9 protein-coding genes are annotated in these 11835 nt (G+C 72.8%); 5 read left to right on the top strand and 4 right to left on the bottom strand.

The genetic code is table 11. From position 1 onward, the window contains the following. The first annotated feature begins 7 nt into the window (after positions 1–7). The 5 genes from MICNX66_RS04545 to nagB all read left to right on the top strand — a co-directional run bounded on the left by MICNX66_RS04545 (position 8) and on the right by nagB (position 7524). The gene (locus tag MICNX66_RS04545; RefSeq protein ID WP_187663469.1) at positions 8–1225 is read left to right on the top strand and encodes an alanine racemase; all 1218 of its coding nucleotides are present in this window, start codon (positions 8–10) and stop codon (positions 1223–1225) included. Continuing rightward, positions 1216–4488: a family 20 glycosylhydrolase gene (locus tag MICNX66_RS04550; protein WP_187663470.1), complete on the top strand. Its 3273-nt coding sequence runs from the start codon at positions 1216–1218 to the stop codon at positions 4486–4488. Before MICNX66_RS04545 ends, MICNX66_RS04550 begins: the two co-directional genes overlap by 10 nt. A 79-nt stretch (positions 4489–4567) precedes the next feature. After that, the gene (locus MICNX66_RS04555; protein WP_187663471.1) at positions 4568–5755 is read left to right on the top strand and encodes an ROK family transcriptional regulator; all 1188 of its coding nucleotides are present in this window, start codon (positions 4568–4570) and stop codon (positions 5753–5755) included. Positions 5756–5786: 31 nt separating this feature from the next. Then, a complete protein-coding gene (locus MICNX66_RS04560; protein ID WP_187663472.1) occupies positions 5787–6752 on the top strand; it encodes an ROK family protein in 966 nt (321 codons plus the stop codon). Beyond that, complete coding sequence (nagB, locus tag MICNX66_RS04565) at positions 6745–7524, top strand: glucosamine-6-phosphate deaminase (RefSeq protein WP_187663473.1); 780 nt, start codon at positions 6745–6747, stop codon at positions 7522–7524. Before MICNX66_RS04560 ends, nagB begins: the two co-directional genes overlap by 8 nt. 10 nt (positions 7525–7534) lie before the next feature. Here the strand turns inward: nagB and MICNX66_RS04570 are convergent, their stop codons facing one another. The 4 genes from MICNX66_RS04570 to MICNX66_RS16980 are packed head-to-tail and all read right to left on the bottom strand — an operon-like array spanning position 7535 to position 11718. Then, positions 7535–7942 (bottom strand): NUDIX hydrolase, encoded by a 408-nt coding sequence (locus MICNX66_RS04570; protein WP_187663474.1) that lies wholly within the window; start codon positions 7940–7942, stop codon positions 7535–7537. Next, the gene (locus MICNX66_RS04575; RefSeq protein WP_187663475.1) at positions 7935–9299 is read right to left on the bottom strand and encodes an FAD-binding oxidoreductase; all 1365 of its coding nucleotides are present in this window, start codon (positions 9297–9299) and stop codon (positions 7935–7937) included. The genes MICNX66_RS04570 and MICNX66_RS04575 overlap by 8 nt, the downstream gene beginning before the upstream one ends. A 10-nt stretch (positions 9300–9309) precedes the next feature. After that, the gene (locus MICNX66_RS04580; protein WP_187663476.1) at positions 9310–9681 is read right to left on the bottom strand and encodes a YrdB family protein; all 372 of its coding nucleotides are present in this window, start codon (positions 9679–9681) and stop codon (positions 9310–9312) included. A gap of 9 nt (positions 9682–9690) precedes the next feature. After that, entirely contained in the window at positions 9691–11718 is a 2028-nt protein-coding gene (locus tag MICNX66_RS16980; RefSeq protein ID WP_187663477.1) for a sigma-70 family RNA polymerase sigma factor, read from the bottom strand. Positions 11719–11835 lie beyond the last annotated feature (117 nt).

Below are 11835 nucleotides of genomic sequence, written 5' to 3' on the forward strand. Positions count from 1 at the left end.
TTGTTAGATGCCTCTACAAATTCCGGATCCCGTCCTCGGCGCCTGGGCGAAGGGGTTCCCGGCGCACGCCGCGGGCCTGCGTCTGTCGGAGGTGGCTGGTGCGGGGCTGCGCCTCTCGGACCTCGGCACGCCGGTGCTCACGGTGCATGCCGACGCGATCGCGCACAACGAGGACACGGTGTTCGGCTGGGCCGCGCGCGAGGGCGTCCGCCTCGCCCCGCACGGCAAGACCACCATGGCGCCCGCGCTGTGGCAGCGCTTGCTGGACGCCGGGGCCTGGGGGATCTCCGTGGCGACGCCGTGGCAGGCCCGCGTCGCCGTCGACGCCGGTGTCCCGACGGTGCTCATCGCCAACGGGGTGACCGACGGCGCTGCGGCCCGTGAGCTCGGGGCGCTGCTCGCGGCCGACGAAGGCCTGCGGATCCTGTGCGGGGCGGACTCCCTCGCCGGCGTGGCGATCCTCGCCGACGCCCTCGCGGACGCCCCGCGTCCGCTGGACGTGCTCGTGGAGCTCGGCGGTGCGCAGGGGCGCACGGGTGCGCGGACCGTGGCGGAGGGCGAGCACATCGCCGCGGCGATCATGGCCGCCCCCGGTCTCCGCCTCGCCGGAGTGACGGGCTACGAAGGCCCCTTCGGCCCCGATCGCTCCGCGGCGTCAGTCGCCGCGGTGGACGGCTTCCTGGCCACCCTCGTCGAGCTTCATCGCCGACTGGAGTACCCCGACGGTGTCCGCCCCGTGCTCAGCGCGGGCGGCAGCTCCTTCCCCGATCGTGCCGCCGCGGTCCTCGGCGCCGCGGGAGCGGACGCCGAGGTCGTGCTGCGCTCCGGTGCCTTCCAGATCCACGACGACGGCTTCTACTCCCGCATGTCGCCGTTCGGTCCGCTCACGGACACCGCCCCGCTGCGCTCCGCGATGCACGCGTGGTCGCGGGTGGTCTCGCAGCCCGAACCCGGCCTCGCCCTGCTCGACGCCGGGCGGCGGGACGTGCCGTTCGACATCGACCTCCCGGTGCCGCAGTCGGTCGCCGGCACCGTGACGGCCCTGAACGACCAGCACGCCTTCCTCCGACCCGCCGACGGGGCGACCGTCGCGGTCGGCGAGGTCGTACGCCTCGGCCTCTCGCACCCGTGCACCGCGTTCGACAAGTGGCGCGTCGTCGCCGTGATCGACGACCCCGACGCCGCGGACCCGCGGGTGATCGGGGCGGTGGCGACATGCTTCTGAGCGCGGAGAAGGCGGCGGCGGGCCTCGTACGCGTCTACCGGCGGGCGACCGTCGTCGACGGCACCGGCGCCCCGCGCTTCGTCGCGGACGTCGCGGTGGAGGGGGCCAGGGTCGTCGCCGTCATCCGCGAGGGCGAGGCCGACCGGATCGAGCTGCCGGACGACGCGGTCGAGGTCGACGCGTCCGGCCTCGTCCTGGCGCCCGGTTTCATCGACATGCACGCGCACAGCGACCTCGCGGTGCTCCAGGGCGCCGCGCACGACGCCAAGATCCGTCAGGGGGTCACGACGGAGGTGCTCGGCCAGGACGGCCTGGGCTACGCGCCGCTGGACGAGGCGACCGCCGCCGTCATCCCCGCCCAGATCGCGGGCTGGAACGGGCGGCCGGCGGAGGTCCCGTGGCGGTCTATGGACGATTTCCTGGAGGCGATCGACGTCGCCGCGGTGGCCAACGCCGCGGTGCTGGTGCCGCAGGGCAACCTCCGGATGATGGTGGTCGGGCACGATGACCGTCGGGCGACTCCCGCCGAGATCGTGGCGATGGCCGACCTCCTCGGCCAGGCCCTGGATGCCGGGGCCTTCGGCATGTCGAGCGGCCTGACCTACACCCCGGGGATGTACGCCGACGTCGCCGAGCTGGAGGCGCTCTGCCGAGTGGTCGCGGAGCGCGGCGGCTACTGGGCGCCGCACACCCGCAGCTACGGACGGGCGGCGCTGGATGCGTATCGCGAGGCGATCGAGATCGGCCGCCGTACCGGGTGTCCCGTCCATCTCACGCACGCGACCATGAACTTCGCGCCGAACCGCGGGCGTGCCGCGGAGCTGCTGGCGCTCGTCGACGAGGCGACGGCCGACGGCGTCGACGTGACGCTGGACACCTACCCGTACCTCCCGGGGGCGACCACTCTCGCGGCGCTCCTGCCGAGCAGGCTGGCGGCGACCGGCGACCTGCTGGGCGTCCTGGCCGGCCTGGATGCGGAGGGGCGCGAGGCCGTCCGCGTCGAGCTGGAGGAGATCGGCTGCGACGGGTTCCACGGCGAGGTGGCGGACTGGTCGGTGATCCAGATCTCGGGGACGGGCACCCCCGCTCTGGCCGGCCTCGTCGGCCGCACGATCGCCGCCATCGCGGCGGAGACCGGGCAGCGCGCCGTGGACGTCGTGATCGACACGATCCTCGCCGATGCGGGCGCCACCGGCGTGCTCATGCACATCGGCGACGAGGACAACGTCCGCGCCATCATGCGGCACCCGCGGCACTCCGGAGGCAGCGACGGCATCCTCATCGGTGCCCGGCCGCACCCGCGCGGCCGCGGCACATTCCCTCGCTACCTCGGTCACTACGTCAGGGACCTGGGGGTGCTGAGCCTCGAGGAGGCCGTCCGCCATCTCTCCGGCAACCCGGCCGCCCGCCTGGGCCTCGACCGCGGTGACGCGCCGCGCGGTGTGCTCCGCGAGGGCGCCACCGCCGACCTGGTGCTGTTCGACCCGGAGACGATCGCGGCCGGAGCCACGTTCGACGACCCGCACGGTGCGCCGCAGGGTGTGCGCGAGGTTCTCGTCGGCGGTGTGCCGGTCGTCATCGACGGCGACCCCGCCGGTGCGGTCGCCGGCCGCGCGCTGCGGATGCCCCCCTCGGCTCCGCGCGCGACGGTGCCGCACGTCGTCGCAGAGATCGACTCCCTGGCTCCGGGCTTCCGATGGACCCCGTCGACGCCGATCGAGGCGGCGCCGGAGCTGGCCGCGGCCGTCGCACGACTCGGCGGCGGGGGAGCAGACGACACGCTGCCCGCCATCCGCCTCGTGATCGATTCGGAGCTGGGCGCCGCGGCATCCGCGGCAGGGCGCCATGGCCCCGAGGCCTTCCGCGTGACCGCGACGGCCTCGGGGATCGAGATCGCGGGGGCGACGCCGGAGGGGGTCTTCCGCGGCGCGACCACGCTCCGTCAGCTCCGCGACCCGGACCACGACCCCGCTCTCCCCGCGACGATCCCGGCAGGGCGCTGGGAGGGCTCTCCCGCCTACGCCTGGCGTGGAGCGATGCTCGACGTGGCGCGCCACTTCCGCCCTGCGGAAGACGTACGTCGTCTCATCGACCTGCTCGCCGATCACCACCTCAGCATCCTGCACCTGCACCTGACGGACGATCAGGGCTGGCGGTTCGAGGTGCCGGGGTATCCGCGCCTGACCGAGGTCGGTGCGCGGCGCGAGGCCACGCAACGCGGCCACGGCCCTGAGGCCACGGTCGAGCCCGGCGTGCACGAGGGCTTCTACACGACCGCCGAGCTGCGCGACCTCGTGCGGTATGCGGCCGAGCGCTTCGTCACTCTCGTGCCAGAGGTGGAGCTGCCGGGACACATCCAGGCCGCGCTCGCCGCGTACCCGGAGCTGGGCAACCTCGACGTCGGGACGCCGCCCACCGGGCCGTGGGAGCGTTTCGGCGTGAACGCGCGCACCCTCGCGCCGACCGAGGAGGCGCTGGCCTTCGGCCGTGCCGCCATCGATGCGCTGTGCGACGTGTTCCCGTCCGCATGGATCGGGATCGGCGGCGACGAGGTCCCGGTGACCGAATGGGCCGACAGCGCCACGGCCGCCGCGCGGATGCGGGAGCTCGGGCTGGCCACCGCGCACGACGTCCAGCCCTGGTTCACGGCGCACTTCGTCGCGCACGTCCGCCGCAGGGGACGGACGGCACTCGCCTGGGACGAGGTGCTGGAGGGCGAGGTCCCGGAGGGCGTGCGCATCCTCGCCTGGCGCGGGCCGGTCGCCATGCGCGAAGCGCTGCGGCGGGGGATCCCCGTTGTCGGGTGCCCGGATCTCGAGGTGTACCTCGACTACCCGCAGTCCGAATCGACCGAGGAGCCCATCCGCGTCGGTCCGCCGCTCACCGTCGAACGGGCGTATTCCTTCCGCGTGGTCGACGGGGCGGTCGGCGGGCAGGCGAACATCTGGACGGAGCACCTGCCGAGCAGGGACCGGGTCGACTTCGCGATGTTCCCGCGCCTCGCCGCGATCGCGGAGCGGTTGTGGGACGGGGGAGAGCCCGCGCCCTTCGCGGACTTCGCCCGGCGGCTGCCCACGCATCTGCGGCGCCTCGCCGCAGGGGGCGTGCGGTATCGTCCGCTGGACGGGCCGTCGCCCGAGCAGCGGCGACCGGGGGTTCCCGGCAAACCCATGACCGTCGAGACCCGGGAAGGGATCGTCGCCGGGCTCGTCGAGCGGCTGCTCCGGATGGCGGCGGACGACGAACCACCGCGGTCGGCATGATGTCACGTTTCGGTAACCCTGCCCGCGGAATCGCGCGGAACAGTTGCACAAATCCTGTTCGTAAGGTCTACTAACAAACATGTCCGTTTCGGATGATCAGCGCCCCTCGGCGACGACAGACTTCGTCGCCGCGAACGCGCACGCCTTCGGCCCCGCGCGGCATCTCCGCTCGCGCACCAAGGTGCTCCCCGAGCACGCCCGCGGACACAACCGCGCGCTCGTGCTGCAGACGCTGTATCACTCGGGGGCGATGAGTCGCGCTGACCTCTCCCGCGAGACCGGCCTCACACGCGTCACGATCTCGGATCTGGTCGCGGAGTTCATCGCCGACGGCATCGTCGTCGAGATCGGCGTGCGCGAGGCCGTCGGCCCCGGCAAGCCGCCCATCCTCATCGACATCGATCGGGTGGGGCATCAGATCATCGGGCTCGACCTCTCCGGTCCGACCGCCTTCGAGGGTGCCGTCCTCAGCCTGGACGGCGACGTGCTGGAGCGGCGGCAGGTGCCGCGTCCGGAGACGCCGGACGGCGATGCCGCGTATGAGGCTCTCCGCGGCCTCGCGCAGACCCTCGTCGAGATCGCCACGCAGCCGGTGCTCGGCGTCGGCATCGGCACCCCGGGCGTCGTGCGCCCCGACGGCCTCGTCCTCAGCTCGCCCAACCTCGGCTGGACGGACTTCCCGCTGGAGGCGAAGCTCAGCGCCGACCTCGACCTGCCGGTGCTCGCACGGAACGACGCCAATGCCGCGGTCCTCGCCGAGTACACGTTCGGCGAGGCGGAGGCCGACTTCATGCTGATCAAGATCGGTCGAGGCGTGGGTGCTGGGCTGATCACCGGAAGCCAGCCGCTCCTCGGCAGCCGTTTCGCCGCCGGGGAGATCGGTCACGTCGTCGTCGGCACGGACGGCGGCCCTCGCTGCGCCTGCGGCAAGATCGGCTGCCTGGAGGCATGGCTGAGCGTGAGTCGCATGCAGGAGGCGCTCGACGCCGACCCGGCCGCGCGCGAGGAGATCCTCCGCGACTCCGGGACGCGCATGGCGATCGCGATCGCCCCGATCGTCGCCGCCCTGGACCTGTCCGAGGTCGTGCTCTCCGGGCCCGCCGAGCTGCTGGACGGCACGCTCATCGACGCGGCCGTCGAGACGCTGCACGCGCGGACGCTCGAGGGCGTCTTCGAGGACGTCATGGTGCGGCTCACCCGTCAGGACGACATCGTGCTCCGCGGTGCCGCCGTCATGGTCCTCTCCGGGCAGCTGGGGGTGTCGTGACATCCGCGACCATGATCGGGAACGGCATCCGATGATCGTCCCCGCCTCCGCCGACCGCGCCGGTCGGCCCCTTCGCGTGGGCCTGGACGTCGGCGGCACGAAGATCGACGCCGTCGCCGTCGATCCGGCAGGGACGATCCTCGCCCGCCTCCGCCGCCCGACCGGGTGGGGAGAGGACGCCGTCGTCGACAGCATCGTGTCGACCGTCGCCGCCCTTGCCGAGGAGAGCGGACTGCCGCTGTCCGCGGTCGGATCCGCCGGCATCGGCATCCCCGGCCTCGTCGATGCGGAGACCGGCCGCGTGCTGCACGCCGTGAATCTCGGGGTGGAGTCGCTCGACCTCGCGGCGCGCGCCGAGCACGCACTCGGCGTTCCGTTCCGGGTGGAGAACGACGTGAAGGCCGCCGCGCTCGGCGCCGCGGTCCTGAGCGACGTCGCCGGCTCCATGGCCTATCTGAACCTCGGCACCGGCGTCGCCGCCGGCATCGTGGTGGACGGCCGCATCTGGCGCGGCGCACGCGGGACCGCCGGCGAGGTCGGACACCTCTCCGTCGATCCGCGCGGCCGGCTGTGCGGGTGCGGGCAGCGCGGCTGCGTGGAGACCTTCTGCGGCGGTGGGGCGCTGGCCAAGGCGTGGGGACGTCCCGGTGCGCTGCCCGTCAAGGACATCGTCGAGGCGGCCGACGCGGGCGATCCGCACGCCCAGGCCCTGCAGGCGGACCTCTTCTTCGGGGCCGCGGCGGCCGTGCGCGTGCTCGTGCTGTCGGCCGACGTCGAGACCGTGGTCATCGGCGGGGGACTCACCGCTCTCGGCGGCCGGCTGGCGGCGGGGGTCCGTGCCGCCCTGCACGCCGGTGCCGAGGCGTCACCGTTCCTGAAGTCCCTGCGGCTGGATGAGAGAATCGAACTGCTCCCCGCGGGTTCCCCCGCCGCCGCTTTCGGCGCCGCTCTGGTGGGCGCATCCATTTCTGAGAAGGAGATCGTTCCGCATGGCTGAGGTCGTCATCGTCGAGAATGCCGAGGCCGCCGGCGCCCTGGTCGCCACCGAGATCGTCGAGCTCATCGACAGCCGTCGGGACGCCGTCCTGGGGCTCGCGACCGGATCGACGCCGCTGCCGGTCTATCAGGCTCTCCGCAGCCGCCTCGCGGGACGCGACGTGTCGCAGGTGCGCGGCTTCGCGCTCGACGAATACGTCGGCATCGACCCGTCCCACCCGGAGAGCTACCGCTCCGTGATCACCCGTGAGGTGGTGGAGCCGCTCGGCCTCGACCCGGAGCGCATCCACGTGCCGAACGGCGCGCAGGCCACCATCCAGCACGCCGGTGAGGACTACGACGCGGCCATCGCGGCGGCCGGCGGCGTCGACCTGCAGATCCTCGGCATCGGCACGGACGGCCACATCGGGTTCAACGAGCCCGGGTCCTCTTTCGCATCCCGGACGCGGGTGAAGACCCTCACCGAGCAGACGCGCGAGGACAACGCCCGTTTCTTCGACTCCATCGACGACGTGCCGATGCATTGCATCACCCAGGGCCTCGGCACCATCCTCGAGGCCCGCCACCTCGTGCTGCTGGCATTCGGCGCCGGCAAGGCGGAGGCGGTGGCCGGCGCGGTCGAGGGGCCGCTCACGGCGCTGCTGCCCGGATCGGCCATCCAGTTGCACCCGCACGCCACCGTCGTCGTCGACGAAGCCGCCGCGTCGAAGCTGCAGCTCGCGGACTACTACCGCTACACGTTCGCGAACAAGCCCTCCTGGCAGGGCATCTGACCCGGACGGGCTAGCGCGCTGCGGCGGGCCAGGCGAGCGGCAGCAGGTGCTCGACGCTCAGCGGGGCCAGCGGCAGCGTCGCGACGTCCGCCGGGGTGATCCAGCGCAGTTCGGCGAGCTCGGCCTGCACCCGGACCCCGTCGGGATCGATCGAGGCCGAGAACGCGTCGGCCACGACGCGGTGCCCCGGCTCGTTGGCGGCCGCCGACACGAAGCGCCCCAGCGGCCGGAGGTCGGTCTCGGCGAGCTCGAGACCGAGCTCCTCGTGCAGCTCCCGGATGAGGGTCTCGGCGGGGGACTCGCCCGCTTCCGGCTTCCCTCCCGGCTGCATGAAGCGCGTCGTGCCGTGCTTGCGGACGACCAGGACGCGGCCCTCCGCATCGACGATCACGGCCGCGCTCACGTGGATGTCAGGCATCGGGGGAGAAGACCTTTCCGGGGTTGAGGATGCCGAGCGGATCGAACACGGCCGCGATGTCGCGCTGAAGGCGCCACTGGTCCTCGCCGAGTTCGTCGGCCAGCCATCGTCTCTTGAGGACGCCGATGCCGTGCTCGCCGGTGAGGGTTCCGCCCAGCCGGATCGCGGCGCGGAAGAGCTCATCGGCCGCCTCCCACACCCGGGCCGGGGTCTCCGGGCCCTCGAAGATGAAGTTCGGATGCAGATTGCCGTCGCCCGCGTGTGCGACCGTCGGGATCACCATGTCGAACTCCCGCTCGATCCGTGCGATCTCGTCGAACATCGCCGGCATGGCGCTCCGCGGCACGGAGACGTCCTCGATGAGGGTGGTCCCGAGCGACGCCATCGCGGCGTGCATGGATCGCCGGACCGCGAGCAGCCGATCGCCCTCGACGGGGTCGTGCGAGACCACGGGGACGCCCTCGTGGGCGCTCAGGATCGCGGCGATGGCCTCCGCCTCCGCGCGGGCGGCGGGGCCGTCGGTCTGGATCGTCAGCTGCGCGGCCCCCGGCGTCGGTGCCGGGAGCCCGAGGAGGGCATGGACGGCGGTGAGACTGGCGGCATCCATGAGCTCCATGATCGCCGGCTGGATTCCCGCAGCGGTCACGGCGGCAGAACCCGCGGCCGCGGCTCGCACGCCGGGGAAGGTCGCGGTCACCGTGCAGGTCTCGCCCGGCACCAGTCTGCGCAGCTTGAGCGTCGCCCCGACGACGACGCCGAGCGTTCCCTCCGATCCCACCACGAGAGCGGTGAGGTCGAGCCCGGTCACGCCCTTCACGCTGCGGTGGCCGAGGTGCAGCAGGCGACCGTCCGCGAGGACGAGGTCGACGCCGAGGACCGCATCCCGCACGACACCGTACTTCGCGCAGAGGAGTCCGCCGGCTCCGGTCGCGATGTTGCCACCCACCGTCGAGATGTCGCGGCTGGCGGGGTCAGGGGCCCACCAGAGGCCGTGCGCGGCCAGGTGCGCGTTGAGGTCGGCGTTGAGGATCCCGGGTTCGACCACGGCGAGGAGGTCGTCCGGTCGCACCTCGAGGACGGCGTCCATCCGGCGGAGGGAGAGGACGATCTCGCCGTCACCCGCATTCGCGGCGCCGGCGAGGCCCGTCCCGGCGCCGCGCACGACGACGGGAGTGCGCGTGGCGGTGGCGATCCGCATCGTCTGCTGCACGTCGTCCACGCTCTCGGCATGGACGACGGCCAGCGGGAGGCCCACCGCGGCATGACCGGAACGGTCGGACCTGGCGTCCTGCCTCGTCTGCTCGCTGACGTCCACGCGCGCCCCGAGGGCGTCGCGGAGCAGCGAGACGACGCTCACGACCGTGCGCTCATGCCAGGGCGCGGCGTCCGCTGAGGACGCCCGCGACGACGGCGACCAGGGCGAAGGCGGTGCCGATCAGGGCCTGCCCCATGGACCACCAGGCGATGGTCACGCCCACGTAGATGAACAGTTCGACGACCGCCCGGAGGAAGGGATGCACGCGAAGAACCGGCCGCGGCGAGAGGAAGAGCGCCCACAGCAGCAGGGTGACCACGGGGGCGCCGACGCCGATGACGATGCTCCACGGCAGGTCCCAGCTGGCGAACCCCCACAGGGCGAGCGAGGCGATCGCCACGATGAGGACGACGACGCGCACGATGTCGAGGGCCGTGATGGCCGGACGGTCGACGCCGGCGACGGGGGCGGAATCCGGGGTCATGCGTCCAGTCTATTCCGCGACCGGAGCGTCCTCGGTCGGAGCCGGGGCCTCCGTGGCCGGGGCCTCCTCGGCCGGTGCGGCCGGTGCAGCTTCGGCGGCCGGCGCAGCTTCGGGGGCCGGCGCGGGCTCCGCCGGCGCGGGCCCCACGGGTGCGGGAGCTGCCTCGACCTCGTCGGCGGGTGTCGCGGTGTCCTCAGAGACGGCGGGCGCCGGGGCCTCGACCGGAGCGGTCACCGGCTCGGCCTCGTCGATGACGACCGCCGTCTGCTCGACGGGCGCAGCCGCCGCAGCGCGGTCATCGGCGCCCGTCCCCGGGGGCTCCAACGCGTAAAGCGTGGTGTCCGCCGAGGGGCCCGCCTCACCAGACGGGAGGAGGTACCGGAATGTCACCGGTACGAGGCTGGCGAAGAGGAACTGGGCGTGCGAGGGTCGGAGCTCGATGGTGCCTTTGCCGTCCTTGTCTAGCACGACACTGAGGTTCTCCCAATGATCGCAAAGTAGGGCCTGCACGATCACGTTTTCCGACTCAACACAAAGGAGAGCCTGCACGGTAGTTCTCGGTACACCTTCGACCGGCACGAGGTAGTGCCAGTTCAGGTATTCGTCGCGCCAGACCTCGGCGGTGCTCCATGTGGGCGGGTCAGTCGGGATAGCAGGGGCCTCTGAACCGCCGGTGTCGCCAGGAGGCTTCGGCGAACTGTCGGGGTTCTCGGGAGCGACGGGCGGCTGCGTGGCCTCGGGAAGCGCCGCGGGGACATCCGGGACGGCGGGTGCCGTGTCGGGCCCGGCCTCCGAGGAGACGGGCGGCGCCGCCTCCTCCTCGGCAGGAGGTGCAGGCGTCTCGTCGTTCTCCGGCGTCTCGATCACCACGGGCTCGTCGAGGTTCAGCGAGGAGTCCGGGGCGATGTCGGTCGCGATCGACGACGGGTCGGTGTCCGAGGCGCTGGGCAGGGAGGTCGCCGGGTTCGCGCCCGCGAGTCCGGGGACGATGGCCGCTGCGGCGACCACTCCGGCCACCACGAGGGCTGCCGACCCGGCGCCGACGACGGCGCCCATGCCCGTGAAGACTCCGCCCGTGCTCGCGCCCGAGCCGGCGCCGCCGGCCGATCCCGCTCCTGAGCCGGCTGCGCCCGCGCCGGAGGTGGCCGCCGCGGCCTGGCCGATGCCGCCGTCACCGACGAACACCGCGCCCGGGATGGTGGACGACATCCCCGCCACGGCCAGGACCGGCGCACCGCCCTGCAGGGCGGCGAGGTACCCGGAGGCCCCGGTGGCGCCGAGGACGAGCGGGAGCAGGACGAGGGCGAGACGCTTGGAGACGTCCTTGGCCTCGGCGGCGACGATCATGCAGCGGGCACACTCGTCGAGGTGCAGCTCCAGGCGACGGTGGTCGCGGGTCGCGAGGTTGCCGCGCGAGTAGGCGCCGAGGTGCTCGATCGTCCACTGGCACTCGGAGCCGGGGCTCGCGCTCCGCAGGTGCGCCTGGATCCACGCCTCGCGGAGCCCCTCACGCGCACGGAACGCGAGCTGCGACACCGCGCCGGCCTTCATCCCGAGGAGCGGAGCCACCTCCTGCGGCTTCATCTGCTCGATCTCGGTGTACCAGAGCACTTCCTGCCACCGCGACGGGAGGCTGCGGAAGGCTTGCGCGGTGAGGCTGCGGTCGAGGGCCTCGTTCGTGGCGTGCTCGGTGCTGTCCGGATCGGCCACCGTGTCGAGCTCGTCGATCGCGGTCTCGCGACGTGCTCGTCCCCACGCCGCGGCGGTGTTGCGGATGCTGGTGAAGAGGTAGGCGCGGAACGAGCCGTTGGGGCCGCCGCCCTTGAGGATCGCCTGGTAGATGCGCGTGTAGGACTCCTGCACCAGATCGTCGGGATCGATCGACGAGGTCACCGATCGCGCGACGGCCATGCCGGACGGATAGTGCCGCCTCCAGAGTTCCCCGAACGCCCCCTTGTCGCCGGAGCGGACGCGGAGGATCAGGTCGGCATCGCCGATGGTCTCGTCTGGTGTGGTGTTCTCTCGGTGCACGGTCATCCATCTGGTCCCGGGGCACACAACCGTCCCCAGGAGGAGAGACGCGAGAAGGCGTCTTTCATTACGCGGTCAGTCCATTCTCTCGCGAAACAGGCGCGGTGGCCACCCCCGGGGAGG

Origin of the sequence: Microbacterium sp. Nx66 (genome assembly GCF_904066215.1) — a bacterium.
Classification (GTDB): Bacteria; Actinomycetota; Actinomycetes; order Actinomycetales; family Microbacteriaceae; genus Microbacterium; species Microbacterium meiriae.